The organism is Bradyrhizobium sp. I71, assembly GCF_022354745.1.
Classification (GTDB): Bacteria; Pseudomonadota; Alphaproteobacteria; order Rhizobiales; family Xanthobacteraceae; genus Bradyrhizobium; species Bradyrhizobium liaoningense.
In genome coordinates this window covers 4759265-4785358 of sequence record NZ_CP059398.1, presented here as the reverse complement: position 1 = coordinate 4785358, position 26094 = coordinate 4759265, and the positions used below count along the sequence as shown (strand labels likewise).

Sequence of the window (26094 nt, the reverse complement as noted above, 5' to 3'; positions counted from 1 at the left end):
GTGAGCGACAGCCGGCCTTATGAAGCGTTCGGATTTCCAGTTGCGAGGTGTGGGCGATCCGCGGCTGGCCGTGCATGCGACCTCGCCGCTGGCCACCTGGCTGTGGTCGGTCGACGGCGCGCGCGTGCTGTGGGCCAATCCGGTCGGCGCAAACCTGTTCGGCGCGGCGAACAGCGCTGGCCTCGCGGACAAGGTGTTCGGCCCGGCGGACAGCCATCGCCGCCAGGTCGCCCGGCTCGCGGGCCAATTGCCGGCGAACGGCACCGTGCGGCTCGAACGGCTGCGCGGCTTCGGCGCCCGGCTCGGCACGCTGATGACCTGCGCCTGCGCGCGGCTCGACTTCGCCGATGGCGGCCATGCCGTGCTGGTCACCGCCATGGATCCCACGTCGCGCCCGATGCCGCTGGTCGAGCGGCTGTCTCGCCTGGTCGCGGGCGCCAAGGTGCCGATGGCCGCGTTCGCGCCGGACGGATTGTTCGTCGGCGCCAGCGAGGCCGCCCGCTCCCTGCTCGGCTTCCGCGATCTCTTTGAGGCCGGCCTCGACCGGGCACGCAGCGATGCGCTGGCAACCGGCCGCGCCGCGACGCCGATCGGCATCGGCCAGATGGTGCTGCAACGGGTCGGCACGGGGGCCGATGTCGGGCTTGTCGCGCTGATCGAGCCTGCGGCCCGGACAGCAGCGGCGCACGAGGCCGCGCCTGAAGTGGCGCCCAATATCGCACGCGGCCAGCCGGCTCCGCCCGCGCCCGAGGTCCTCCCTGTCGAGCCTGCAGCCGCAGGGCCGGAGGAGCCTGCGCCTTCGAACGCGCCGCCGAACGCGTTCGCGCTGTTCGACGCCTTCACCGATCCGGTCGAAACAGCTGCGCCAGCCGAGACTGCACACACGCCCGGGCAGCCCGCCTGCGAGGCGATACCGGACGTCGCACCGGTCCAGACCATTGAAGAGCCGATCGTCCCCGCGGCGGCCGACGCCGCGCCCAAGACTCCGGTTGAAAACCCGGCAGAGGCCATTGTGTCGCCGCAGGTTGTGCCGATCACTCCAGGCATGGTCGAGCCGGAGTCGGGCCAAGAGTCCTCGGGCCAGCAGGAGCCGCCCGCACCGCGTCAGCATCCGCTGCGCTTCCTCTGGCAGATGGATGCAGAGGGTCGCTTTGTGCTTCTCTCCAATGAATTCATCCGCCTGATCGGCGCGCGCACGGCCGCCGGCTTCGGCCGCCCCTGGCGCGAGATCGCCGAAACATTCTCGCTCGATCCGGACGGGCGCGTCGCGCAGGCGCTTGCAAGCCACGACACCTGGGCCGGCATCACCGTGAACTGGCCGGCCGACGGCGGCGAGCGTCTTGCGGTCGAGCTCGCGGGCCTGCCGGTCTACGACCGCGAGCGCAATTTCGCGGGCTTCAGGGGATTTGGCGTCTGCCGCGATCTCGACGGCCTGAACCGGCTCGAGGCGCTGCGCCGCTTCGAACTGCTCGTCGCGCCGCCGGCGCAGCAGGACCTCGCCGCTGACGCCGCCGAGCCCGCTCCGGAGCCGAAGGCCAAGCCCGAAATTGAGCCCGAAGTTGAGCCCGAAGCCAAGCTCGAAGCAGAGCCCGCAGCCGAGCCGGAAGCAACGGCAGCGCCTCCGCCGATCGAGCCGCCCGAGCCCGAGCCGACACCCGAGCCTGAACCGGCAGCCGCCACAGCCGACGCGAATTCACACCCAACCGATCTGGAAACGCCCGTGGAAACGCCCCCCAATGTCGTGCCGTTCCGACCGGCCGGCGACACGCGACCGCCGACGCTGACGCCGGTCGAAAACAGCGCGTTCAACGAGCTCGCGCGGCAATTGTCCGAACGGCTCGAACGCGATCGCGAGACGATCGCGGCCGATGCGGCCGAGCCGGCGGCGGAGATCGCAGCCGAGCCGCCGGAGCCCGAGGCGCCGCACACCGCGGCCGAATGGCTGACCGAGCCCGCAGCCCCGGCGCGCGGCGCCAGCGCGCGCGACCGCACGCTGCTCGATCTGTTGCCGACGGGAATCCTGATCTACCGGCTCGACCGCCTGCTCTACGCCAACCCCGCCTTCCTCGCACGCATGGGCTATGCCAGCCTCAACGCGCTGGAGAATGCCGGCGGGCTGGACGCTCTCTATGTCGAGCCTGGCGTGTCGTCAGCGAGCAGCACCTCGCAAGGCGGCACGCCCGTCACGATCAGCGCGACGGTCGCGAACGGCGAAGCGCCGCTTGCGACGACCGACGCGCATCTGCACACGATCGACTGGGACGGCGAGAGCGCGCACGCGCTGATCTGCGCGCGGCCGCAGGCGACACCGGTCGCCGCGGCGCCTGTCATCGCAGAGACCGTGATCGCCGAATCCGTCGTCACCGGGTCCGTCGTCTCGGCGTCCTACACCTACGAATCCGAGTCCGCGGCCGGCGAAGCCGAGGCCGAGGATCTCGCCGCCATCCTCGACACCACGGCCGAGGGCATCGTCATGTTCGATGCCGAGGGCAACATCCACGCCTGCAACCGCAGTGCCGAGGCGCTGTTCGGCTATGACGGCGAAGCGCTGCTCGAGCAGAACCTCTCGACGCTGTTCGCGCCGGAAAGCCAGCAGATCGTCGCCGATTATCTCGAAAGCCTTAAGAGCCAGGACATTGCGAGCCTGCTCGACCACGGCCGCGAGGTGCTGGGACGCGAGAAGAAGGGCGGCGTCATTCCGCTCGCGATGATCATGGGCCGCACGCGCCCCGACGGCCCGAACTTCTTCGCCGTGTTCCGCGACCTCTCGCAGAGCAAGAAGGGCGAGAGCGAGCTGACGCAGGCCCGCCGCCTCGTCGACGGCGCGGCCAATGCCAAGGCCGACATGCTGGCGCGGATCAGCCACGAGATCCGCACGCCGCTCAACGCCATCATCGGCTTTGCCGAGGTGATGATTTCCGAACGCTTCGGCGCGCTCGGCAACGAGCGCTATGGCGAATACATGAAGGACATCCGCGCCTCGGGCGAGCGCGTCATCGCCATCATCGACGACCTGCTGGAGCTGTCGCGGATCGAGACCGGCAAGCTCGACCTCACCTTCGACAACCTCAACCTCAACGACCTCGTCGAGGCCTGCGTCGCGGTGATGCAGCCGCAGGCCAACCGCGAGCGCATCATCATCCGCACCTCGCTCGCCCATGCGCTGCCGCAGGTAAACGTGGATGCGCGCGCGATGCGGCAGATCACCATGAACCTGATCTCGAACTCGATCCGGCTCGCCAGCGCCGGCGGCCAGGTCATCGTCTCGACCGCGCTGACCGACCACGGCGAGATCGCCTTGCGTATCCGCGACACCGGCCACGGCCTCACCGAGCGCGAGGTCGCCGCCGCCATGGAGCCGTTCCGCACCCCGCCGCCCGGCGATGCCGCGGACAGCTCGGCGCTGAGCCTGTCACTGACCAAGGCGCTGGTCGAAGCCAACCGCGCCCGCTTCAACATCAAGAGCGCGGGCCACGGCACGTTGATCGAGGTGGTGTTCGCGCCAGCTCTGGCGGGGGCTTGAGGCGCTCACTGGCTTGCGGGCAGACCGCGCCCCAGCGCCGCCGCCTGCTGCAGGCTGATGCCATTGGCCAGCGGGTCGGCGTGGCGATGCGCCAGGCGCCACTCGGTGCCCACCCGCCGGTAGACGAGCGTCACGCGCAAGGCCCACTCCTGGGCCGGCAGCCCTCCGACCTCGACGCTGTCTCGCTCGATCAGGGCCAGGACGACCATGTCCTGCGAGCCATAGGTCTGCACGACCTCCTGCCTGTGCGTTCCGTTCCTGAAGAACCGGCCCATCCGCTCCCACCTTTCGGGCGTGTACTCCGCGGCCTTTGACGGGACCCCGCCGAACGGCGACATCAGCACGAAGTCGTCGGTGAGGGAGACCATCCGCCGGTAGGTGCCGGCGTCGCCGCGCATCAACGCCGCGTTCGCTTGCTGGGTATGGTCGATCAGTTTCGCGATCACGTCGTCGGCCGTGGCCGCCTCGGCGACGACGAGCGGCATGCATGCCATTCCTGCGAGCGTGTGACGCCTGGACACCGCCGCGGGCGCGGCTGCGCGATGCAGATCTTGATCGTTCTTCATCCGAGGGCTCCGGTGTTGACGGCTCATGCGGTTGCACAAGATGCTGCATGCCGCTTTGACCGAGATGAAGCCAGTGATAAGATCTCAGGACCATGCTGAATCCTGCTCAGCTTGCCCGGATCGACGTCAGCCTCCTCGTCGTGTTCAGCACCGTGCTGGAGGAGCGCCAGGTCTCGCGCGCGGCGGACAAGCTCAAGCTCACGCCCTCAGCGGTGAGCCACGGATTGGCCCGGCTGCGGCGCATCTTCCACGATCCGTTGTTCCTGAAGACGCCGAGCGGCGTGAAGCCGACGGAGCGTGCGCTCGCGCTTGCAGGTCCCGTCGCCGAACTCCTGTCGCGCCTCGATGCGATCGTGTCGGCCGCCGAGCCCTTTGACGCGCGAACGGCGAGGCGATCGTTCACGATCGGCACACCAGATGCGTTGGCCGCGGTGTTTCTCGCTTCTCTCCTCGAGACCCTGGCCCGGGAAGGCCCGGGGATCGACATCCGGCTGCTGCAGCTGATGCCGCAACGCCATGGCAAGGCGTCGAGCCAGGTCTGGCAGGACACGCTCTCCGAGCTTGATTCGCACCGGCTCGACCTCGCCGTGCTGCCGGTCGGTCCGCTGCCGTCACGTTACGCCGAACGGCTGCTGTTCGAGGAGGACTTCGTCGTCGCCATGCGCAAGGGCCACACGATGGCCCGCAAGGTCACGCTCGCGACCTATCTGGCAGCACGGCACATGCTGGTCTCGGCGACCGGTGATGCGCTCGGGATCGTCGACGTCAGGCTTGCCGAACGAGGCCATTCCCGGCGCGTGGCGCTGACCGTGCCCAACTTCATGTTGGCGCTGGCGCAGCTCGCCGAGAGCGATTTCATTGCGACCTTGCCGCGCCATCTGGTCGAACGCCATGCCGCGCGTTTCGACCTCGTGATCCGCCCCGTGCCGTTTCCGTGGACGCCCGACCCGGTGCGCGTCGTCGCCTCACAAGCCGCGATGGCGGATGCCGGTGTCGCCTGGCTGTTCGAGACAGTGGCGCGCTGCTTGGGTCCGCCGACGCCGACAACGCCCAGACTTCGCGTCTCCGCCTGATGCCCGAATGACAAAAAGGGCACGGCTTGCGCCGTGCCCTTTCACATTCCTGTCGCCTGGTCTCAGCTGTAGATCTCGAACAGGCCGGCGCCGCCCTGGCCGCCGCCGATGCACATCGTCACCACGCCCCACTTGGCCTTGCGGCGCGCGCCTTCCTGCAAGAGGTGGCCGGTGAGACGGGCGCCGGTCATGCCGAAGGGATGGCCGATCGCGATCGAGCCGCCGTTGACATTGTACTTGGCGGGATCGATGCCGAGCTGGTCGCGGCAGTACAGGCACTGGCTGGCGAAGGCCTCGTTGAGCTCCCACAGATCGATGTCGTCGATCTTGAGGCCGGTGCGCTTGAGCAGCTTCGGAATCGCGAACACCGGGCCGATGCCCATCTCGTCGGGCTCGCAGCCGGCGGTCGCCCAGGCGACGAAGCGGCCGAGCGGCTTCAGCCCGCGCTTCTCCGCATCCTTGGCTTCCATCAGCACCACGGCGGCGGCGCCGTCGGAGAGCTGGCTGGCATTGCCGGCGGTGACGAACTTGCCGGGACCCTTCACCGGCTCGAGCTTGGCGAGACCTTCCAGCGTGGTCTCGGGCCGGTTGCACTCGTCGCGGTCGACGACGTAGTCGACGATGCTCTCGGCCTTGGTCTGCTTGTCGACGACCTTCATCCGGGTCTTCATCGGGACGATCTCGTCCTTGAACTTGCCGGCCTGCTGCGCCGAAGCCATGCGGCGCTGCGACTCCAGCGAGAACTCGTCCTGATATTCGCGGCTGAGCTTGTAGCGCTCGGCGACGATGTCGGCGGTGTCGATCATGGCCATGAAGATGTCGGGCGCGACCTTGAGCAGCTCCGGGTCGACCGATTCCTTCGGCGTGGCGCCGCCGGGGATCGAGATGCTCTCGACGCCGCCGGCAACGATGCAGTCGGCGCCATCCGAGCGGATCGAGTTGGCGGCCATCGCGATGGTCTGCAGTCCCGAGGAGCAGAAGCGGTTCACCGAGACGCCGGCGGTGGTCTTCGGCAGGCCGGCGAGCAGCGCGGCCTGGCGGCCGATGTTCGGTGCGCCATGGGCGCAATTGCCGAGATAGCAGTCCTCGACATAGTCCTTCTCGACGCCGGCGCGATCGACCGCGTGCTGGATGGCGTGGGCCGCGAGCGACATCGGCGGCGTGATGTTGAACCCGCCGCGGCCGGATTTTGCCAGGCCCGTGCGCGCATAGGAAACGATGACGGCTTCACGCATGTGTTTCTCCCTTGTCGAACGATTTGAACGGAGCGTAGTTACGAGGCGTTCTGGGCGCCATTGGTACACAAAGTCAGCAGATCGCGGGAAAATAAAAATGCCGCCCCCGGTGACGGAGGCGGCGTTGTTCCGCGGGTCGGAATATCAATGTGAGCGTCACTCTATCCACACGTCATGCCCGGGCTTGTCCCGGGCATCCACGATCTTGGACATGCGTGGGAAGGCGTGGATGGCCGGGGCAAGCTCGGCCATGACGACGGTGAGAGTTCAGAACGTCAGCGCCTTGGCCTGCTTGACCTGCGGCAGGGCCTGCACCTTGGCGAGCAGGTCCGCCGGCACCGCGCCGTCGACCTCGACCAGCGCAATGGCATCGCTGCCGGGCGCGACGCGGCCGAGATGGAAGGTGGCGATGTTGATCTTGGCGTCGCCCAGAAGGCTCGCGAACTTGCCGATGAAGCCCGGCTTGTCCTCGTTGGTGACGTAGATCATGGACTTGCCGAACTCGGCATCGACACGGATGCCCTTGATGTCGACGAGGCGCGGCTTGCCGTCGGCATAGACGGTGCCCGAGACCGACCGCTCCTGCCGCTCGGTGGTGACCGCCACGGTGATCAGGCTCTCATAGTCGCTCTGGGCGGCGCGCACGATCTCGTCCACCACCATGCCGCGCTCCTTGGCGACGACCGGCGCGGAGACGACGTTGACCTCGCCCAGCATCGGCCGCAGCAGACCGGACAGCACGGCGGAGGTGATCGCCTTGATCTTCATCTCGGCGACGTGGCCCTCATAGGTGATCTCGACCTTGAGAATGCCGGTCTCGGTGAGCTGGCCGGCGAAGGAGCCGAGCTTCTCGGCAAGCGCGATGAACGGCTTCAGCTTCGGCGCTTCTTCGGCCGTGATCGAGGGGAAGTTGACGGCGTTCGAGATCGCGCCGGTGAGCAGGTAATCCGACATCTGCTCGGCGACCTGGAGCGCGACGTTCTCCTGCGCTTCGGTGGTGGATGCGCCGAGATGCGGCGTGCAGATCACGTTGGGATGGCCGAACAGCACGTTCTTGGTCGCGGGCTCCTCGACGAACACGTCGAAGGCGGCGCCCGCGATGTGCTTGGAGTTGAGCGCATCGACCACCGCCTGCTCGTCGACGAGGCCGCCGCGGGCGCAGTTGATCAGGCGCACGCCCTTCTTCATCCTGGCGATCGCAGCCGCGTCGATGATGTTCCTGGTCTTGTCGGTGAGCGGGGTGTGCAGCGTGATGAAATCGGAGCGCTTGAGCAGGTCGTCGAGCTCGACCTTCTCGACGCCGATGTCCTTGGCGCGCTCCGGCGACAGGAACGGGTCGAACGCGATCACCTTCATGCGCAGGCCGAGCGCACGGTCGGCGACGATCGAGCCGATATTGCCGCAACCGACGACACCGAGCACCTTGCCGGTGATCTCGACGCCCATGAATCGGTTCTTCTCCCACTTGCCGGCCTGGGTCGAGGCGTCGGCCTGCGGGATCTCGCGGGCCAGCGCCAGCATCAGCGTGATGGCGTGCTCGGCGGTCGTGATCGAGTTGCCGAACGGCGTGTTCATCACGATGATGCCCTTGGCCGTGGCGGCGGGAATCTCGACATTGTCGACGCCGATGCCGGCGCGGCCGATCACCTTCAGCTTCGCCGCCTTCTCCAGGATCTTGGCGGTTGCCTTGGTCGCCGAGCGGATCGCAAGGCCGTCGTAATTGCCGATGATCTCGGCGAGCTTGTCCTTGTCCTTGCCGAGGTTGGGCTGGAAGTCGACCTCGACGCCGCGATCCTTGAAGATCTGTACGGCGGCGGGCGAGAGCGCGTCGGAAATGAGAACTTTGGGTTTGGTCATGGTGATGTGTCCTTCACCGTCCCTGAGGGAGGATGGGCCCCGAGGGCCGGAATGAGGAATTGCGCAGAAGCACTTTGCTCTCCCTCTCCCCGTTCTTACGGCGAGAGGGTTGGGGTGAGGGGCAGCCACAGGCGAGGTGCTCGTGGAGAGAGCCCCTCACCCGGATCGCTGCGCGACCCGGCCTCTCCCCGTAAGAACGGGGAGAGGCGAAGAAAGCAATCACGCCGCCTTGGGCAGAGCGGCCTTGGTCTCGGCGAAGGCCCAGTCGATCCACTGCGTCAGCAGCTCGACGTCCCTGGCCTCGACGGTGGCGCCGCACCAGATGCGCAGGCCGGCCGGCGCATCGCGGTAATAGGCGAAGTCGAAGCCAGCGCCTTCCTTCTCGACCAGCGCGACCAGCTTCTTGCAGAAGTCGGCCTGCGCGTCCGCCGAAAGCGAAGTGATCGCGGGATCAGTGAACTTGAGGCACACCGACGTGTTGGAGCGGATCGAAGCGTCCTTGGCGAGGAAGTCGATCCAGGGCGTCTTCGCCTTCCAGTCGGCGAGCACCTTGGTGTTGGCATCGGCACGCGCGATCAGCGCCTTGAGGCCGCCGATCGACTTGGCCCAGTTCAGCGCGTCGAGATAGTCCTCGACGCAGAGCATCGAGGGCGTGTTGATGGTCTCGCCGACGAAGATGCCTTCGTTGATCTTGCCGCCCTTGGTCATGCGGAAGATCTTCGGCAGCGGCCAGGCCGGCTTGTAGGTCTCGAGCCGCTCCACCGCGCGGGGCGACAGGATCAGCATGCCGTGCGCGGCTTCACCGCCGAGCGCCTTCTGCCAGGAGAAGGTGACGACGTCGAGCTTCGGCCAGTCAAGAGCTTGCGCGAATGCGGCGGACGTCGCGTCGCAGATGGTCAGGCCCTCGCGGGTCGCGCTGATCCAGTCGGCGTTCGGCACGCGCACGCCTGAAGTGGTGCCGTTCCAGGTGAAGACGACGTCGCTCTTGGGATCGACCTTCGACAGATCGGGAATCTCACCGTAAGCCGCATTCAGCTTGGTGACGTCCTTGAGCTTCAATTCCTTGACGATGTCGCTGACCCAGCCCTCGCCGAAGGATTCCCAGGCGAGCGTGGTGACGGGGCGCGCACCGAGCAGCGACCACAGTGCCATCTCGACCGCGCCGGTATCGGACGCCGGCACGATGCCGATCCGGTAATCGGCGGGGACCTCGAGCACTTCGCGCGTCAGGTCGATCGCGAGCTTGAGCTTGGTCTTGCCGATCTTCGCGCGATGCGAGCGGCCGAGCGCTGCGTCCTTGAGATTTTGGGCGTTCCAGCCGGGGCGCTTGGCGCAGGGACCGGAGGAGAAATGCGGCACGGCGGGCCGCGAAGCGGGCTTCGCTACAGTCATGATCTACCCTTCCAGATAGTAAGCCTCCCGTTGGGGGGAGGTGTCCCGCCGCGGCTGATACGGGAATCGGGAAGACCAGTCAAGGAAGTTCCGGGGCCTCACGTGCGAGTGATGGCGCCTCGGGTGCGATCTCCGGGGATTGAACGACGGCGAGCGCATTCAGCAAGTCCGTGGCATCGCTGATCAATTGCGCGGCCCTGCGCCGGCTGCCGACCTTCAAAATGCATTTGTCATGGGCCTGCACGACGTAGTCGTTGCCGACCTTGATCATTGAATAGCTTGTCATCGAAATCCCCGAACCGACCGAGCCCGGTGCCAGAAGCTGCCGTAGCACTGTTCGTTCCCGATTCAACGTGAACGACGGACGGGTAGTTTACCGCCCATTAAGATGAACGAATGCGCGATCCGAATTTGCTGATCGTGCAAGGCTCGCGGGAAGCTGCCTCAAAAGCGGACAGTCATGCCCACATGACTCGCGGCAAATCCGAGCCGCTTGTAGAAGCGCTGCGCGTCGACGCGCGTCTGATGCGTCAGCAGTTCGACGAGATTGCAATTGCGCGCCTTCGCTTCCGCGACCGCCCATTGCACCAATTGCTCGCCGATGCCGCGGCTGCGACAATCGGAAGCAACGCGGACGTCCTCGAGCAGGCCGCGCACGCCGCCTTGGGAACTCAGGCCCGGCAGGATCGCGAGTTGCAGGCAGCCGACCACCCTGCCCGCGCTCTCGGCAACGACGAGCGTGAGATTCGGATCGCGCTCGACCCGCGCGAATGCGTCGTAATAGGAGGCGGGCAACGGATCCTCCACGCGCTCGCGCGCGCGGCCGAGATGATCGTCGGCGAGCATCGCCACGATCGCGGCGACGTCCTCGCGGCGCGCGGGACGGATGGAGACGGCTTCGGCATTCATGTCAGACAACTCCGGACTCAGCGCGCCGGCGCAAGGCCGAGAAACGCTTCGACTTCGCCGATCCAGCGGCGGACGGACGCATGGCGGCCGAGATCGAAGCCGCCTTCATGCGCGAGGCGCGTATAGGCGAGCAGCGACACGTCGGCGAGCGAAACCTCATCGCCGGCGAAGAAGCGGCTGCCGGAGAGATGCTGCTCCATGCGGTCGAGCGCCGCATAGCCGCGCTTGACCTTCTCGGGATCGAGCTCGGATGCGTCCTTGCCCAGGTAGACCAAGAGGAAGCGGCACACCGCGATATAGGGCTCGTGGCTGTACTGCTCCCAGAACAGCCATTCGTCCATCTTGGCCGCTGCAAAGGCGTCGCGCGGAATGAGCGTACTGTCGCGGGCGAGATAGCGGATGATGGCGTTGGACTGTGCGAGCGTGCGGCCGTCGTCGAATTCGACGGTCGGCACCTGGCCGGCGCCGTTCATCCTGAGGAATTGCGGCGTACGCGTCTCGCCCTTGCGCGTGTCGATCTCGATCCACTGGTAGGGCACTGCGAGCTTGTCGCAGACCCACTTCACCTTCAGGCAGTTTCCGGAATTGCCGTCGCCGTAGATCTTCATCGCTGCCGCCCCGTCTTCGGGCGACAGAGCATCAGGACAGAGGGAATCTGTCAACAGGAAGCGGGCGGCTCAGAACTTGTAGCCCAGCCCGACGCGCGCGTTGTTCAGCGTGACCTGCGTGTTCATGACGGGCGAGAATCTCACATACTCGTATTCCACGCGCGCGAACAACCCGTCCCAAATGCAATATTCGAGCCCGAGGCCCGCGGTCCAACCCACAGCGAAAGTGTTGGTCCTGTGCTGGCTCTGAGTCTGCGATTGCACCGGAACAGCATACGTATTGCTCGTGGTCGTCGTAACGCCGCCGACCGTTGTCGATACGACCTGCGTGAGCGTCACGTCGCTCGTCACCGTGCGGGAGACGTCCATTCGGCCAACCGCGGCGCCAAAGAAGGCATACGGCATGAAATCGCCGCCATCCCAGCCCACGCGGCCACGGAGCGAAATCATGTCCTTGACCTTCGCCGCGGCCGTGCCGGTCAAGGTCACGTTGTAATTGTTGGTCGTGCCCTCGGGCGGGTTATCCCCGGGCGGGTTGGTGATGACGAGCGAGTTGTAACCGCTGGTCTGCGTGTAGAGATTGTCGAAGTAGCTGTAGGTGCCTTCAAGACCGAGAATGGCATCGTACCATTGCCAATTGCGGCCGACGAAGCCGCCGAAATTGACGCCTTGCGTGTTGGCCTTGTTCAGGAGCGACCAGTTCGCGGTCGGTTGCTGCAGGACGCTGTCGCGGAAGATGTAGTTGGTCAGGCCGACCACGCTCTGGCTGAAATCAGTCGCGTCGGTCGTGTAGCCGGCGTTGCCGCCGATATAGGCGCCATCCCAGTTGCGGGTCGTCTTCGACAGGCCCTCGGTGTAGCCGCCGCGCAGGACGGGCAGATCCGGCATGTCGGCCGCGTGCGCGGCAGACACCGTCCCCAACATCGCCGCCCCCAACAAAAGCCCACGCATCGCAACGCTCCATCGACTCGAACTTTCGCCCGTGATCATGGCTCGTTAACCTTAACCAATGGTTGCGGTAGGCAATTTCGTCAGTGCAAGCCGTGAAAAATACGCAAAGCAAAACGGCGCGGGATGATCCCGCGCCGTTAAGAGACGTTAAGCGATGAGGCTGACGATCAGCCCTTGGTGACGAGCGGCGGCGGCATGTAGGCCGGCGGACTGCTGAGATCCCAGCGCACGCCGAGCTTGATGTCGTGCGAGGTGATGTCCTTGATCTTGATCGAGGTCGGGCCGGAGGCACTGTTGTCGAACAGGCGGTAGTTGCCGGGCGCGGCGTCGCCGAGGTCCATGTAGCTGTAGGCCAGTTCGACCGTGAAGCCGGGGTTGACCTTGTAGGCGAGACCGGCGTGAGCGGCCCAGGCGAAGTTCCACTTGCCGCTATCGGCGAAGTAAGCGACGCTGTTGTTGAGCCCCGGGCTGTACGAGACGCCGTCGTCGCGGAAGCCGCTGATCTTGTTGTAGGAGCCGCCGACACCGGCACCGATGAACGGCGTAATGCACCACCAGGTGCCGAGGTCGACGTAGGCGTTGGCCATGACGACCCACTCGGACTTGCTGCCGCTGTAATTGTTGGAGCCGACGAAGCCCGGCCCGATGACGTTGTCAGCACCGTGCAGGGTGGCCTTGCCGCGGTACTGGCCGATCACGTCCGCACGAAACCAGTTGTTGAAGCGATAGCCGACGCCGAGACCGAACAGCGGCGACGAGTCGAAGCCGAATCCCTCCGTCGTCTTCTGATACCCAGCCGGCAAGGCGGCGTCGATGCTCTTGGCGCGCTGGTTGGTCATGCCGATGTCGCCGCGCAGATACCAGCCGCCGAAATCGGCGGGCGGGGCGGGCGGCGCGTACATGGGAGGGGGCGCCGCGATCGGCATATCGGCGGCGAACGCCATCGACGAGATCAGGGTTGCCGCACCCGCGGCAAGGAGAGACTTAACGCTACGCATTGCTTCGTCCTTTTGGCCGGTGAGGCAAAGACGGGCGCCCCACGTTCTGGAAACTCACGACCCGGACGATGGCAGCAAATGTTTAAGCGCCACTTAACCCTAATTTTTAAGGTTGATTTTTTCTCACCGCACACGCCGGTGCGACGGCAGCGTTGCAAAAATGCAGCGCGGGGCGGGCCGCATTTGCTAACGATGTATGAAGCTGCAATGCAGCGAATAGTAATGCGTTAACGCGCGTGCCGCGGCAGCTTGGGCAGGAACACCGCGAGCAGCCCGATCGCCGGCAGATAGGCGCAGACCTGGTAGACGAACTCGATCGAGGTGTGGTCGGCGAGCTTGCCCAGCACGGCGGCCCCGAGACCGCCGATGCCGAACGCGACGCCGAAGAACACGCCGGAGATCATGCCGAAGCGGTGCGGCACCAGCTCCTGCGCGAACACGATGATCGACGAGGTCGTCGAGGAGATGATCAGGCCGATGGCGACGCTGAGCACGGCGCTGGCGTAGAGGCCGGCATAAGGCAGCGCCAGCGTGAACGGCAGCGCGCCCAGGATCGAGATCCAGATCACGATCTTGCGGCCGAAGCGGTCGCCCAGGGGACCACCGAGAAACGCACCCACGGCGTTCGCGGCGAGGAAGATGAAGAGGTAGATCTGGGCTGCCTGCGTCGACACGCCGAAACGATCGATCAGGTAGAAGATGTAGTAGCTCGACAGGCTCGAGACGTAGAGCTGCTTCGAGAACAGCAGCGCGACCAGCACGGCCAGCGCCACTGCGACGCGGCGCGAGCTCGGCGCGTCGGGATGGGCCTGAATCGTGGCCGTCTTCTTCGCCTTGATCTGCGGCGCATACCAATTGCCGATACGCCAGAGGATGAGAATCGCGAGGAACGCGATCGAGGAGAACCAGGCGATGCTGCCCTGACCGAACGGCACCACGATCAGCGCGGCGAGCACCGGCCCCATCGAGGTGCCGAAACTGCCGCCGAGTTGGAACACCGACTGCGCAAAACCGTAGCGGCCGCCGGACGCGAGCCGCGCGATGCGCGCCGACTCGGGGTGAAACACCGCCGAGCCGAGGCCGACCAGGGCGGCAGCGACGAGGATGACGAGATATTGATGCGCGGCGCTGAGCAGCAGCAGGCCGAAGAAGGTCGAGGCCATGCCGATCGCCAGCGAATAGGGCTGTGCCTTCTTGTCGGTGTAGTGCCCGACCACCGGCTGTAGCAGCGAGGCCGTGAACTGGAAGGCCAGGGTGATCATGCCGATCTGCGCGAAGTCGAGCGCGTAGGTGTCCTTCAGGATCGGATAGACCGAGGCGATCAGCGACTGCATGGTGTCGTTGAGGAAGTGCGAGAAGCTGATGCCGGCGAGCACGATGTAAGCCGGCCCTGCCGCCTTGGCGGCGGCGGGCGACACGTCGCTGACGACGACGGGCTCGGTCAGCGTTTCCTCGGAGACGACGACAGGCTTGTTCAATGGAGCGGTCCCGGCGGGCGCGGCGAACCGCCGCATCCGCTAGTTACGATGCAAGCGGCGGTCGAACCACCGTCAATCGTCGATGGCTGGGATGCGTGGGTGTTCTCGTCGCTTACCCTCCAGGGGAGGGTAAGAAAAACATCAAGCCGCGGCCTGGCCGAGCGCCAGGACGATGGTGTCGACGACGTCCTCGACCAGGATGCGGTCCTCGCCCTCGCCCATGACGCGGATCACGGGCTCGGTGCCGGAAGAACGGATCAGCAGGCGGCCGTGGCCGTTGAGGCGCATCTCGCCGTCGGAGATCGCCGACTTGACGTCGGAATCGTCGAGCGGCTTGCCGCCCTTGTGACGGACGTTCTTGAGGATCTGCGGCAGCGGGTCGAATCGGTGGCAGACTTCCGAGACCGGCCGGCGCAGCTTCTGCACCACGGCCAGCACCTGCAAGGCAGCCACGAAACCGTCGCCGGTGGTGGCGTAGTCGGAGAGGATGATATGACCGGACTGCTCGCCGCCGAGATTGTAGCCGCCGTTCAGCATCTGCTCGAGCACGTAGCGATCGCCGACCGGCGTACGCACGAGATCGAGCCCCTGCCCTTTCAGGAAGCGCTCTAGGCCGAGATTGGACATCACGGTGGCGACGATGCCCGGGCGCGACAGGCGTCCGTCCTCCTTCCAGCTCTGCGCGATCACCGCGAGCAGCTGGTCGCCGTCGACGATGTGGCCGCGCTCGTCGACCAGGATGACGCGATCGGCGTCGCCGTCCAGCGCGATGCCGATATCGGCGCGCATCTCGCGCACTTTCTTCGACAGCGCTTCGGGCGAGGTCGAGCCGCATTCCTTGTTGATGTTGAAGCCGTCGGGCTCGACGCCGATCGCCACCACGTCGGCGCCCAGCTCCCACAGCGCTTCCGGCACCACCTTGTAGGCGGCACCGTTGGCGCAATCGATCACGACGCGCAGGCCATCGAGCGACAGGTCGCGCGGCAGCGTGCGCTTGGCGAATTCGATGTAGCGGTCGTGCACACCGTCGATGCGGCGGGCGCGGCCCAGGCTCGCACTTTGCGCCAGCCTCCTGTCGAGAGATTCGTCGAGCAGCTGCTCGATCTGCTTCTCGACGTCGTCGGAAAGCTTGAAGCCCTGCGGGCCGAACAGCTTGATGCCGTTGTCCTCGAACAGATTGTGCGAGGCCGAGATCATCACGCCGAGATCGGCGCGCATCGACTTGGTCAGCATCGCGACCGCCGGCGTCGGCATCGGGCCGACCAGCAGCACATCCATGCCGACCGAGGTGAAGCCTGCGACCATCGCGTATTCGATCATGTAGCCGGACAGGCGGGTGTCCTTGCCGATCACGACCCTGTGGCGGTGGTCACCGCGCTGAAACGCAAGGCCTGCGGCCTGGCCGACCTTGAGCGCGAGCTCCGGCGTGATCAGTCCGTTGGCGCGGCCCCGAATCCCGTCCGTCCCGAAATATTTGCGGCTCATATCGTCCCCCAAAGGCAACAACCAGGGGATCCCCTCTACAACCACGGGATGCCCGAAAGGGCCCCGCATCCCTGATTTGCTGGGGTCTTATAATGCTATCGCGGCTAACTTGGCTTCAAGAAATATGATGAATCATTACGGAACCGGGCGTGGCACCGGCTCAGTAAGATCTTGTTAACACTATATTTCCGGCCGGAACGCGGCGCCGAGGCGGAACCCGCCCCTACCGCGTGCGCTTCACATGGCCATCCTCGCGGCTCGGCGCCGGCTGGGTGACATTGACCGGATCCGAGCCCGGAAAGGTCTCTTCCAATCCCTCTTCCAGCGCCTCCTCGAGATCGTGCTTCTCCTTGATCTCCTCCGGCGAAGGTCCAGCGTGCGGCCTCGTCATCGCGCCCTCCTGCAAAACGTCCTGCAAACGATTTGGCTATGCATCCAACCATGCTAGATGACCCCGAAATCTTCCGATGCAAGACTTCCAAGCTAGACGGGCCGGGGAAAAGACATGAAGCACATCACCTGTATCGATGATCTTCGCGCGCTGCATCAGCGCCGCGTGCCGAAGGCGTTCTTCGATTATTGCGACCGCGGCTCCTATGCGGAGGAAACGCTGCGCGCCAACCGCGAGGACATGCAGGCGATCAAGTTCCGCCAGCGCATCCTGGTCGACGTCTCCAAGCGCGACACCTCGACCACGATCCTGGGCGAACCCTCGACCATGCCGCTGATGCTCGCGCCCGTCGGCCTGCTCGGCATGCAGCACGGCGACGGCGAGATCCACGCCTGCCGCGCCGCGCAGGCCGCCGGCATCCCGTTCACGCAATCGACCATGTCGATCTGCTCGATCGAGGACATCGCCGCCAATGTCGAGAAGCCGTTCTGGTTCCAGCTCTACGTGATGAAGGACCGCGGCTTCATCAAGGCGCTGATCGAGCGCGCGATCGCGGCCAAATGCTCGGCGCTGGTGCTGACCGTCGACCTCCAGGTGATCGGACAGCGCCACCAGGACATCAAGAACGGCATGACGGTGCCGCCCGAATGGTCGCTGTCGAAGCTGATCGATTTCGCCACCAAGCCGGCCTGGGTGTCGGGCGTGCTCCAGGGCAAGCGCCGCACCTTCGGCAATCTCGCGGGTCATCTGAAGGTCAGTGACGACATCACCTCGCTGTCGACCTGGATCAACTCGCAGTTCGACACCTCGCTGAACTGGAACGACATCGACTGGATCCGCTCGATCTGGCCGGGCAAGCTGGTCCTGAAGGGCATTCTCGACGTAGAGGACGCCGAACTCGCCGCAAAGACCGGCGCGCAGGCGATCGTGGTCTCCAACCATGGCGGCCGCCAGCTCGACGGTGCACCGTCCTCGATCGAGGTCCTGCCCGAAATCGTCGACACCGTCGGTGACAAGATGGAGATCATGTTCGACGGCGGCATCCGCTCCGGCCAGGACGTGATGCGCGCGCTCGCGCTCGGCGCAAAATCCTGCATGATCGGCCGCGCCTATGCCTATGGGCTGGGTGCCGGCGGCCAGGCCGGCGTCGCCAAGGCGATCGACATCATCCAGAAGGAGCTGCTCACGACCATGGGCCTGTGCGGCGTCAACCGGATCGACGAGATCGACGATCATATCATTGCGATGTGAGCGCGGAGACGGTGCCGTAGCAACCATTAAATAGCGGCCGTGTTTTGCGCCGTCCGGATCGCCTGCGTCTGCCATGATGACGCCGTGCTCGCGTCCGTCAAGGCGTGGCCTGGCGGCAGATCGGGTGATGTTGGGGCGAGCGACGGCCATCCTTGACGGACGCTACGCGCGACGTCATGAGGAGCCGTAGGTCGGGACGAAGAAGCGCGTCTCGGTCGAACTAAGAAGCAGGGAATGATCCTACCGGAGGTTCGCCGCACCACGGCGTGCCGCGAGCCACCACTGTGTTGGCGAAGATGAGCATCTTTCTGGCACAGGCAACGAGCGCCTGCTTGTGTTCCTTTCCAGCCGCAGTCAGCCGTTGATAGAGCTTGATGAGCTGCGGGTTCCATCGAAACGATGCGGCCAGTGAAGCCGTATAAAGGGCGCGGCGCAGCCGCTTTCGTCCGCCCTCGATATGCCGAACGCCTGACCGGTCGCCGCTGTCGTCGTCATAGGGCGCAAGGCCGGCGAGAGCGACAGCTTGCTCCCGCGTGATCTGGCCGATCTCAGGCAGACGCACCAGGATGGCCACGGCGGTCGGCAGCCCGATGCCGTCAACGCTGTTGATCAGGGCAAGTCTCTTGGCAAGGTCGGGATGCTTGCGGATCGAGGCGACCAGAGCCTTGAGTGCGACCCTCACGCGCTGCTCCAGGCGAGCGATATCCTCTTGCCAGAGCTTGTTGATCGCCGCATTGCGGCAGCTTTCGATCCTGTTTTTGAGGCGTGCAATATCCTCACCGATCTGATCGATCATGGTCAGCTGCTCGGCGAACGGCAGCAACCGGGGATCGGGAGCGGTATGGATCTTCCGCACCGCGGCGGTGCAGGTTGCGATAAGAGCGGCATCGATCTTATCGTTCTTGGCCCGTTGCAAGTGGAATGCGGCATAGGCTCGGACCTGAGCCGGCTGAAACACCACAACCACAAACCCCTTGCGTCGCAGTTCGGCGACGACAGCCTGTTCGTAACCGCCGCTCGCCTCGATGCCGACGCGTTTGATGCGATGCTGTCGCAGCCACGTCAGCAAAGCCTCATGGCCTTCCGCCGTGTTCGTCACCTGCAACTGCTCGCGGCTGCCCTCGATCGCCACATCGAGCTTCCGTTTGCCGGTATCGATCCCGGCACAGATCGTGGTATGCTTGGCCATCTTCGTCGATCCCTCCCTTGTTATGCGAACCTAAAGTTCGTTCAACCATTCGGGTCCCGATGAAGTGCCGATCGCGATCTTGCTACGTCTGACAGCCCTCAAGGCTTCGGTGGGTACCGATCCGATCGAACGGCGACCCAGCTCGGGCGGCCACCCGGGCTGGGCCATTCCTCACGGAACGGCTCAATATAACCAATCGGGCTAATACAAGGGTGGGCAAAGCGAAGCGTGCCCACCACCTTTCGCGCGACGTAAAGCAGATGGGGACACGGCGCAAAGGCGCCTTTGCCCGCCCTACGACGCTACGGAAGCGTCCCTCCCCGCCTCACATCGGCGGCGTCAGGCCGTCGCGGCCGACGCTGACGCGGCTCGTCTCGAACGAGCCGTCGGGCAATTGCTTCATGAAGGCGATGACCTTGGCACCCGGCTTCAACTCGGATTTGTCGCTCGGCACGAAGGTCACCACCGGCGTGTTGTCGGCGACGAACACCTTCTTCTCGCCATCCTTGTACTTGACTAGCAGCGTGTGACCGTCATTGCCGACGACGCTTTCGGCCACCGTCGCATTGGTCATGCTGGAGTTCGGCTTGAGGTCCCAGGGCCGGGAGCCCTCGCCGGTGCCGCGCATGCTCTCCGGAAACACGTGGACCTCGACCGCGTTCTGGCTGCCGTCCGGTCCCGGCACGGTGGTCGCACCGATGAACGAACCCGGCTTGATGTCGGCGAGTGAAATCCTGGTGATCCCCGACACGTTCACGTCGGATGCGATGTGAAGCTTGACATCTTCACCGCTGCGCGACTTGACCTGCATGGTGTCGCCATTGACGCTCTCGATCGTGCCGCGCACGCGCGTCGGCACCGGCGCCCTCTGGGCGAAGGCGCAGTAAGTTGAGACGGCCACCATCGCGACGGCGATCAGCGGACGTGTGAAAGTTGCACGTTGTACAGACATGACGGTCTCCGATTGCCCCCACCGGATAGAGAACTCCGGAAGACCGCGCGCTATTCTCTCAAGTCTTTGTGAGATCGGCCTCGACCAATGCGCGCAGCTCGGCCGTGACTTCGGGCCGGCGGCCGAACCACAGCTCGAAGCCGCGCACCGCCTGATGCAGCAGCATGCCGAGCCCGTCGGCGGTCTTCAGGCCGCGCGCCCTTGCAGCGGCCAGCAGCGGCGTCACCAGGGGAACATAGACGAGGTCGGCAACGACCGCCGTTTGCGGCAGGCGCGCGACATCAACATCGAGCGAAGGCTGGCCGTGCATGCCGAGCGAGGTCGTGTTCACGAGAAGTTTCACGCGCGGCAGCACGTCGTTGATCGCGTCCCACGGCAGCGGACGCACGTTCGGCCCGAACTGCCTTGCCAGCGCCTCGGCCCGCGCGACGGTGCGATTGGCGACATGCACGCATTTGATGCCGCGTTCCAGCAGGCCGAACACGACCGCGCGCGCGGAGCCGCCGGCGCCCAGCACCAGCGCCTCCTCGGCCGCGCCCCAGCCGGGCGCGCTGGCGTCGAGATTGTTGATGAAACCTTCGACATCGGTGTTGGTCGAACGCAGCTCGCCGTCGGCAAACCACAGCGTGTTCGCGGCGCCGACCGCCTTTGCGCGGGCGTCAGGCGTCGACAGCGCCAGCACGCTTTCCTTGTGCGGGATGGTGACGTTTGCCCCGGCGAAGCCGCGGAGCGACAGCCGCAGCACGAAATCGCGCAGATTCTCGGGCGGCACCGCCTCGATGACGTAGCCGCCTTCGATGCCGAGCGTGCGCAGCCAGTAGTGATGGATCAGCGGCGAGCGCGAATGCGCGGCCGGCCATCCGATCAGACAGGCTGCAGGAGCCTTGGTCAGGGTCATCCGTCCCTCGGGAAGTGTGGGAGGCGATCCATTTCGCGTCCCGCAGGCCCTGTCAAGATGCGGATGCCGGCCGCGAGGCCGCTGCACCGGTCGATCAAATCGGCCGGCTTTAAGAACAGCGCCGTCAGCTCGCAGCAGCCTCCTCGGCCGCAGAGCACTTGATGTCGGCGATGGCGCGCTCGAGGCTCGTGCGATAGCGCGCGCGCGGCGGCGTCACGCCATGGGTGAGCAGCGCGCGGCGGACCGTGGGCGAGGCTCCCGTGATGAACAGCCTGATGCCCTGGCGGTGCGCCTTGGCGGCGACGCGGCCGAGCACGTTGGCCGCGGTCGAATCCAGGAACGGCACCGCGGCGAAATCGACCACGAAGGCCTTGCGTTTGTCGGCGATCCCGTCGAGCACGCTGCCGATCGCCGAGGCCGCGCCGAAGAAGAACGCACCGGTGATGCGATAGACCAGCACGTCGCGGTCGACCGCGAGGGCGGAATCGTAGGGAACGCGATCGCCATTGCCGTCGTCGGGGCGATCGGCCGCCGCCAGCGGCGTGCGTTCCTCGATGCCCGTCATCTCCGCCATGCGGTGGATGAACAGCACCGCGCCGAGCGCGAAGCCGACCAGGATGCCTTCGGTGAGATCGCGGAAGATCGTGAGCAGGAAGGTCGCGAGCAGCACGACGGCATCGCCCCATGACGAGCGCACGAGCGTGGCGAATTCGTGCTTCTCCGCCATGGTCCAGGCCACCACGACCAGCACGGAAGCGAGCGCGGCCAGCGGAATGTAGCTCGCCAGCGGCGCCGCGATCAGCATGAACAGCAGCAGGAACACCGAATGCAGCATGCCCGCGAGCGGTCCGCGCGCGCCGGCGCGGATGTTGGTGGCGGTGCGTGCGATCAGGCCGGTGACGCAGATGCCGCCGAACAGCGCCGAGCCGACATTGGCCGCTCCCTGCGCCACCAGCTCGCAATTGGAGCGGTGACGGCGGCCGGTCATGCCGTCCGCGACCACCGCCGACAGCAGCGATTCGATGGCAGCCAGCAGCGCGAACGCGATCGCATCCGGCAGCACCGCTCTTGCCTTCTCCAGCGAGAACGCGGGCAGCGCCGGCGAGGGCAATTCGCGCGGAATACCGCCGAAGCGCGAGCCGATGGTCTCGACCGGCAGCGACAGCAACGACGTGGCGACAGCCGCGAAGATGACAGCGATCAGAATGCCGGGCCAAGACGGCCGCCAGCGGCGCAAGCCGGCGATGATGGCGATGCTGACGATGGCGACGGCAACGGCGGACGGATTCACGGTGTCGAGGCCGCCGGCGAGCGCGACAAGCTTCGGCACGAACTCGCTGGGCTCTTTCCCTGCGAGCGTGATGCCTGAGAGATCGCGGAGCTGGCTGGCGAAGATGATCACGGCGATGCCGGCGGTGAAGCCGACCGTCACTGGATAGGGGATGAACTTGATGTAGGTGCCGACCCGCAACAGCCCTGCGGCGATCAGGAACAGGCCCGCCATCATGGTGGCGAGGATGACGCCATCGACGCCCTGACGCTCCGCGGTCGCTGCGACCAGGACGATGAACGCGCCGGCAGGTCCGCCAATCTGGAACCGGCTGCCGCCGAGCAGGGAGGCGATGAAGCCGCCGACGACGGCGGTATAGAGACCGCGGTCCGGCGTCACGCCCGAGGCGATCGCGATCGCCATCGACAGCGGCAGCGCGACGATCGCAACGGTCAGGCCGGCGAAGACGTCGGCACGGAAATCCGCGATGCCGTAGCCTTCGCGCCAGACGGTGACGAGTTTCGGCAAATACAGTTCGGCAAAGGTCGGCTGACGCAGCTGGTGCAGCCGGCTTGCCTGATCGGTCGTAATGCTCATGCCCACAATGCTCCAAAGCACCGTGCGCCCCTTCGTTGCCGAGGGCGACGATGCGCTAGCCCATCCTGATCCCGGGCACGATCAACGCGCGATCATGCTCCGACGCGGCGCGGCTGCCCCGGCTCCTTCAGGCGAACGCCACGCCCGCCGCCGTCGCTGCGGGCCTGCTCGCCGATCAGCTCGACGCCGGCCCGGTCGAACGCCTCGACCACCTTGATCAGGGTTTCGACCACGCCACGAACATTGCCGGTGCTGGCCTCCATCCGCTGGATGGTCGGCAGCGAAACGCCGGCGAGCTCGGCCAAGGTTTTCTGGTCAATGCCGAGCAGCGCGCGGGCTGCCCGCATCTGGAATGACGTGATCACCTTGGCCTCACTTACCAGAACGCATAAATGATATCTGGAACATATACAATGATATAAAATACATCATCCCGCGGCGAGCGCAAGTGGCTGCCCGTCTGTCTCCTCCGTCATTGCGAGGAGCTCTTGCGACGAAGCGATCCAGGCTATTTCCGCAGAAACAGCCTGGATTGCTTCGCTTCGCTCGCAATGACGGTGGTTTGGGCGCCGGCCTGAATGGGACGCCGAGCTCGCGGAGGCAGCCCCCACCCCGCCCTCGCCCCGTAAGAACGGGAAGAGGGCGTGAGAGAGCGGCGCCTCCCTTACTGTCCCTCTGTCACCGCGCGAGAGGCAGATTCACGCCGCGTGCTGATGCGCGGCGATGATCTGGTCGGCGGCGCGGCCGGTGACCTCGGCCATGTGGTCGAACTGGCGGGTGAAGCTGCCGGCGCCGGCGGTGGCCGAGCGCAGCTCGACGATCAGCTCCCCGATTTCGGCTTCGGGCATCATGGCGCGGACGCAGTCCCAGCCGCTCCAGCCCTCGCGGGTATCGAAGCCGAGAATCTGGCCGCGCCGCGCCGACAGGATCGCGTTGATCTTGGCAGTGGCGTCGGTCGGGCAGACGATCTCGACCATGTGGATCGGCTCCAGCAAGACCGGCTGGCATTGCGGCAGGCCTTCGTTGAGCCCGATCCGCGCGGCCGTACGGAAGGCGAGATCGGAGGAATCGACGCTGTGATAGGAGCCGTCGGTCAGCGTCACTTCAACGTCGGTGACGGGGAAGCCGAGCGGGCCGCGCGCCAATCCGTCGACCACGCCTTCTTCCACCGCCGGGATGTAGTTGCGCGGCACCGCGCCGCCCACGACCTTCTCGCCGAACCTGAAGCCGTCGCCGCGCGGCAGCGGTCTGATGTCGAGCACGACGTCGCCGAACTGACCGTGGCCGCCGGACTGCTTCTTGTGCCGCCCGCGCTGGGTGATCGGCTTGCGGATGGTTTCCTGGTAGCCGATCCCGGGCGGTTGCGAGGTGACCTTGACGCCGAAGCGATCGCGCAGCCGCTCGCCGGCCACGCGCAGGTGCATCTCGCCCTGCCCCCACAGCACGGTGTCATGGGTCTTGGCGTTCTGCACGACGACGAGTGACGGATCCTCCTCATGCAGCCGCGTCATCGCCTGGCCGAGCTTGACGTCGTCCTTGCGATCGACGGCCGCGATCGAAATCGCGAGCACCGGCGGCGTCGGCTCGATCGTGATCAAGGCCGCGGGCGGCGTCTTGCCGTTCGACACCGTGTCGCCAGTCTTGATCGCATCGAGCTTGGCCAGCGCCACCGTGTCGCCGGCTTCGGCCGAGGCACGCTTGGTGTCGTAGGCGCCGTTGACGGCGAGGATACCGGAGATGCGCCCCAAGCCCCCGGAGGCGGATTGCATCGTCGCTCCGTCGTCGAGATGGCCGGCAAGCAGGCGCGTCAGCGACAGCTTGCCGCCATGCTGCGAATGCAGTGTCTTGAAGACGTAGCCGAGCCCGTCCTTGGTCTCGGGAACGCCGAGACGCTTCGCCGTCTCCGCGATGCCGGGCGCCTCGTGGCGCAGCGCCTTCATCAGGCGCAGCACGCCGTTTTCGCGCGCAGCCGAGCCCAGCAGCACCGGGCAGATCAAGCCTTCGCGCAATTCGCGGGCGAGATCGTCGAACACGGCATCGCGCGGCGGCTGGATGTCCTCGAGCAGTTGCTCCATCAGCGCATCGTCGTGATCGGCAAGCTTCTCCAGCATCGAGAAGCGGGCTTCCTTCTCGCGATCGAGATCGCCGCCTTCGAGCGTGATCACCTCGGAGGCCTTGTGCTCGCGATAGATGAAGGCGCGTTCCAGCGCGAGATCGACGAAGCCCTCGATCAACTCGTCCTTCCAGATCGGGATCTGGCGCAGCACCAGCGGCACGCGCGAGGCGGGCTGCAGCATGGCGAGCGTCTCGCGGATGCGCTCGTTGGCGCGATCGATCTTGTTCAGGAACAGGAAACGCGGGACCTTCAACTCCTCCAGCTCGCGCAGGATGATCTGGAGCTGCGGCAGCTTCTTCTCGTCGGCCTCACAGACCACGATCGCGGCGTCGACCGCGGGAAGCGCGGCGCGCATGTCGTGGGCAAACTCGACGGAACCGGGACAATCGAGGAAAGTGTAGCTGTCGCCCATGAAACTCGTGGTCGCGGCAGTCAGTCCGACGGTCATCTTGTGATGACGGGCCTCCGGCGTGGCGTCACCGACGGAAGTTCCGGCATCGACGCTGCCGGCGCGCGGGATCGCGCCCGTTCGCGCCAGGATTGCTTCAAGAAGTGTGGTTTTACCGCTTTGGAAAGGGCCCACCAGCGCGATGCACCGTGGACCTCGGGGACTTCTGACGTCTTGTCCCATTCGCCGCCTCCTTGGTGTGGAGCTCGGCCCGTGATTGGGTCGGCAAGCGCCGATGCTCTGCCCCTCCCCGAGATTTGGCAAGCATCAAAAGTCGCTGCGGTGCGTCGTCAGTTGGATCTAGTTTTATAGTGCCTTTTGGGATCCAATCGGCCTATCGGCGGCGTTCCACCTCTCCCCCAGCGGGAGAGGTGAATGCAATGCCGGCGTTGCAGCTTACCGCCCCGGACGCAGTTCCAGGCTTTCGAGTCCGGCGGCGACGTTGAGGCCGACCTGGCCCTGCACGCTGAGCGGCTGGAGCGAGATCGAGTTGTTGGAGCCGCCGACCAGAACGTTGCCGCCAAGTCCGACACCGACCGAGGCGCTGCCCTGCGCGCCCACGTAATTGCCGGAGAGGTCGCCGGGGCCGAGCCGGTCGACCGGTGCGAACACACCCCAGGCCAAGGCCGTCTCCTGGGTGATGCCGATGTCGAGGCCGACCTTTTGGATGGTCGCGACGTAGCGGTCGTCGGGCAAGCCGTCGGCGCGCAGCACACAGCCGAGATGGGTTACCGATCCCACGATGAAGCCGACACTGGCGCCGCCGCGGCACTCGAGCACGCCGATCCGCGTCATCCGCTGCTGCGCGCCACCGGTCGCGACGGAGGCAAGGAGGCTGGCGGCGGCGAGCCCTGCGAGGAGGAATGAACGGCGCATGAATGTCTCCGGCGATGATATGATGCGAGCA

Annotated in this window: 22 protein-coding genes; 3 read left to right on the top strand and 19 right to left on the bottom strand. The window is 65.8% G+C overall.

The genetic code is table 11. The features are described from left to right. Positions 1 to 19 precede the first annotated feature (19 nt). On the top strand, positions 20 to 3523 hold the full coding sequence (locus FJV43_RS23105) for a PAS domain S-box protein (protein WP_239621345.1): 3504 nt from the start codon (positions 20 to 22) through the stop codon (positions 3521 to 3523). A gap of 5 nt (positions 3524 to 3528) precedes the next feature. Here the strand turns inward: FJV43_RS23105 and FJV43_RS23100 are convergent, their stop codons facing one another. Further along, a complete protein-coding gene (locus FJV43_RS23100; protein WP_239621344.1) occupies positions 3529 to 4008 on the bottom strand; it encodes a nuclear transport factor 2 family protein in 480 nt (159 codons plus the stop codon). A gap of 173 nt (positions 4009 to 4181) precedes the next feature. Here FJV43_RS23100 and FJV43_RS23095 point away from each other — a divergent pair, with 173 nt between their 5' ends. Then, entirely contained in the window at positions 4182 to 5162 is a 981-nt protein-coding gene (locus tag FJV43_RS23095) for a LysR family transcriptional regulator (RefSeq protein WP_239621342.1), read from the top strand. 62 nt (positions 5163 to 5224) lie between these two features. On the opposite strand, the gene FJV43_RS23090 is transcribed toward FJV43_RS23095, so the two are convergent. The 11 genes from FJV43_RS23090 to FJV43_RS23040 all read right to left on the bottom strand — a co-directional run bounded on the left by FJV43_RS23090 (position 5225) and on the right by FJV43_RS23040 (position 16466). Beyond that, entirely contained in the window at positions 5225 to 6397 is a 1173-nt protein-coding gene (locus FJV43_RS23090; protein WP_239621340.1) for an acetyl-CoA C-acyltransferase, read from the bottom strand. 267 nt (positions 6398 to 6664) lie between these two features. Beyond that, positions 6665 to 8254 carry a phosphoglycerate dehydrogenase gene (serA, locus tag FJV43_RS23085; RefSeq protein ID WP_239621331.1) on the bottom strand — a complete coding sequence of 530 codons (1590 nt, stop codon included), beginning with the start codon at positions 8252 to 8254 and terminating at the stop codon, positions 6665 to 6667. Between the two features lie 219 nt (positions 8255 to 8473). Further along, entirely contained in the window at positions 8474 to 9646 is a 1173-nt protein-coding gene (locus FJV43_RS23080; RefSeq protein ID WP_239621329.1) for a phosphoserine transaminase, read from the bottom strand. A 79-nt stretch (positions 9647 to 9725) separates the two neighbouring features. Beyond that, entirely contained in the window at positions 9726 to 9917 is a 192-nt protein-coding gene (locus tag FJV43_RS23075; protein WP_239621322.1) for a hypothetical protein, read from the bottom strand. A 173-nt stretch (positions 9918 to 10090) separates the two neighbouring features. Further along, complete coding sequence (locus FJV43_RS23070; protein ID WP_131869240.1) at positions 10091 to 10555, bottom strand: GNAT family N-acetyltransferase; 465 nt, start codon at positions 10553 to 10555, stop codon at positions 10091 to 10093. Positions 10556 to 10572: 17 nt separating this feature from the next. Beyond that, positions 10573 to 11163 (bottom strand): glutathione S-transferase family protein, encoded by a 591-nt coding sequence (locus FJV43_RS23065; RefSeq protein WP_239621321.1) that lies wholly within the window; start codon positions 11161 to 11163, stop codon positions 10573 to 10575. A 69-nt stretch (positions 11164 to 11232) separates the two neighbouring features. Next, a complete protein-coding gene (locus FJV43_RS23060; protein WP_239621319.1) occupies positions 11233 to 12114 on the bottom strand; it encodes an outer membrane beta-barrel protein in 882 nt (293 codons plus the stop codon). Between the two features lie 167 nt (positions 12115 to 12281). Next, the gene (locus tag FJV43_RS23055; RefSeq protein WP_239621312.1) at positions 12282 to 13112 is read right to left on the bottom strand and encodes an outer membrane beta-barrel protein; all 831 of its coding nucleotides are present in this window, start codon (positions 13110 to 13112) and stop codon (positions 12282 to 12284) included. A 227-nt stretch (positions 13113 to 13339) separates the two neighbouring features. Then, entirely contained in the window at positions 13340 to 14590 is a 1251-nt protein-coding gene (locus FJV43_RS23050; RefSeq protein ID WP_239621306.1) for an MFS transporter, read from the bottom strand. A gap of 141 nt (positions 14591 to 14731) precedes the next feature. Further along, the gene (gene glmM, locus FJV43_RS23045) at positions 14732 to 16075 is read right to left on the bottom strand and encodes a phosphoglucosamine mutase (RefSeq protein ID WP_028180072.1); all 1344 of its coding nucleotides are present in this window, start codon (positions 16073 to 16075) and stop codon (positions 14732 to 14734) included. Between the two features lie 223 nt (positions 16076 to 16298). Then, positions 16299 to 16466: a hypothetical protein gene (locus tag FJV43_RS23040; RefSeq protein WP_165935878.1), complete on the bottom strand. Its 168-nt coding sequence runs from the start codon at positions 16464 to 16466 to the stop codon at positions 16299 to 16301. A 114-nt stretch (positions 16467 to 16580) separates the two neighbouring features. On the opposite strand from FJV43_RS23040, the gene FJV43_RS23035 reads away from it, so the two are divergent. After that, the gene (locus FJV43_RS23035) at positions 16581 to 17717 is read left to right on the top strand and encodes an alpha-hydroxy acid oxidase (protein ID WP_239621304.1); all 1137 of its coding nucleotides are present in this window, start codon (positions 16581 to 16583) and stop codon (positions 17715 to 17717) included. 220 nt (positions 17718 to 17937) lie between these two features. On the opposite strand, the gene FJV43_RS23030 is transcribed toward FJV43_RS23035, so the two are convergent. From FJV43_RS23030 to FJV43_RS23000, 7 genes are all read right to left on the bottom strand, one after another. Then, complete coding sequence (locus FJV43_RS23030) at positions 17938 to 18906, bottom strand: IS110 family transposase (protein WP_239621302.1); 969 nt, start codon at positions 18904 to 18906, stop codon at positions 17938 to 17940. Between the two features lie 325 nt (positions 18907 to 19231). Further along, entirely contained in the window at positions 19232 to 19858 is a 627-nt protein-coding gene (locus tag FJV43_RS23025; RefSeq protein ID WP_239621300.1) for a hypothetical protein, read from the bottom strand. A 58-nt stretch (positions 19859 to 19916) separates the two neighbouring features. Beyond that, complete coding sequence (locus FJV43_RS23020; RefSeq protein WP_239621298.1) at positions 19917 to 20756, bottom strand: shikimate dehydrogenase; 840 nt, start codon at positions 20754 to 20756, stop codon at positions 19917 to 19919. 124 nt (positions 20757 to 20880) lie between these two features. Further along, on the bottom strand, positions 20881 to 22623 hold the full coding sequence (locus tag FJV43_RS23015; protein WP_239621297.1) for a SulP family inorganic anion transporter: 1743 nt from the start codon (positions 22621 to 22623) through the stop codon (positions 20881 to 20883). Between the two features lie 92 nt (positions 22624 to 22715). Next, positions 22716 to 22988 (bottom strand): helix-turn-helix transcriptional regulator, encoded by a 273-nt coding sequence (locus tag FJV43_RS23010; RefSeq protein ID WP_124160417.1) that lies wholly within the window; start codon positions 22986 to 22988, stop codon positions 22716 to 22718. A 333-nt stretch (positions 22989 to 23321) separates the two neighbouring features. Beyond that, complete coding sequence (locus tag FJV43_RS23005; protein ID WP_239621296.1) at positions 23322 to 25370, bottom strand: elongation factor G; 2049 nt, start codon at positions 25368 to 25370, stop codon at positions 23322 to 23324. Positions 25371 to 25583: 213 nt separating this feature from the next. Further along, positions 25584 to 26063 (bottom strand): DUF992 domain-containing protein, encoded by a 480-nt coding sequence (locus tag FJV43_RS23000; protein ID WP_239621294.1) that lies wholly within the window; start codon positions 26061 to 26063, stop codon positions 25584 to 25586. Positions 26064 to 26094 lie beyond the last annotated feature (31 nt).

Coding starts and splice junctions, on each gene's coding strand:
- serA (WP_239621331.1), bottom strand. CDS start 8,254: ATGACCAAACCCAAAGTTCTCATTTCCGACGCGCTCTCGCCCGCCGCC.
- FJV43_RS23035 (WP_239621304.1), top strand. CDS start 16,581: ATGAAGCACATCACCTGTATCGATGATCTTCGCGCGCTGCATCAGCGC.
- FJV43_RS23040 (WP_165935878.1), bottom strand. CDS start 16,466: ATGACGAGGCCGCACGCTGGACCTTCGCCGGAGGAGATCAAGGAGAAG.
- FJV43_RS23030 (WP_239621302.1), bottom strand. CDS start 18,906: ATGGCCAAGCATACCACGATCTGTGCCGGGATCGATACCGGCAAACGG.
- FJV43_RS23075 (WP_239621322.1), bottom strand. CDS start 9,917: ATGATCAAGGTCGGCAACGACTACGTCGTGCAGGCCCATGACAAATGC.
- FJV43_RS23005 (WP_239621296.1), bottom strand. CDS start 25,370: ATGGGACAAGACGTCAGAAGTCCCCGAGGTCCACGGTGCATCGCGCTG.
- FJV43_RS23070 (WP_131869240.1), bottom strand. CDS start 10,555: ATGAATGCCGAAGCCGTCTCCATCCGTCCCGCGCGCCGCGAGGACGTC.
- FJV43_RS23015 (WP_239621297.1), bottom strand. CDS start 22,623: ATGAGCATTACGACCGATCAGGCAAGCCGGCTGCACCAGCTGCGTCAG.
- FJV43_RS23020 (WP_239621298.1), bottom strand. CDS start 20,756: ATGACCCTGACCAAGGCTCCTGCAGCCTGTCTGATCGGATGGCCGGCC.
- FJV43_RS23080 (WP_239621329.1), bottom strand. CDS start 9,646: ATGACTGTAGCGAAGCCCGCTTCGCGGCCCGCCGTGCCGCATTTCTCC.
- glmM (WP_028180072.1), bottom strand. CDS start 16,075: ATGAGCCGCAAATATTTCGGGACGGACGGGATTCGGGGCCGCGCCAAC.
- FJV43_RS23065 (WP_239621321.1), bottom strand. CDS start 11,163: ATGAAGATCTACGGCGACGGCAATTCCGGAAACTGCCTGAAGGTGAAG.
- FJV43_RS23000 (WP_239621294.1), bottom strand. CDS start 26,063: ATGCGCCGTTCATTCCTCCTCGCAGGGCTCGCCGCCGCCAGCCTCCTT.
- FJV43_RS23105 (WP_239621345.1), top strand. CDS start 20: ATGAAGCGTTCGGATTTCCAGTTGCGAGGTGTGGGCGATCCGCGGCTG.
- FJV43_RS23095 (WP_239621342.1), top strand. CDS start 4,182: ATGCTGAATCCTGCTCAGCTTGCCCGGATCGACGTCAGCCTCCTCGTC.
- FJV43_RS23025 (WP_239621300.1), bottom strand. CDS start 19,858: ATGTCTGTACAACGTGCAACTTTCACACGTCCGCTGATCGCCGTCGCG.
- FJV43_RS23090 (WP_239621340.1), bottom strand. CDS start 6,397: ATGCGTGAAGCCGTCATCGTTTCCTATGCGCGCACGGGCCTGGCAAAA.
- FJV43_RS23060 (WP_239621319.1), bottom strand. CDS start 12,114: ATGCGTGGGCTTTTGTTGGGGGCGGCGATGTTGGGGACGGTGTCTGCC.
- FJV43_RS23100 (WP_239621344.1), bottom strand. CDS start 4,008: ATGCCGCTCGTCGTCGCCGAGGCGGCCACGGCCGACGACGTGATCGCG.
- FJV43_RS23055 (WP_239621312.1), bottom strand. CDS start 13,112: ATGCGTAGCGTTAAGTCTCTCCTTGCCGCGGGTGCGGCAACCCTGATC.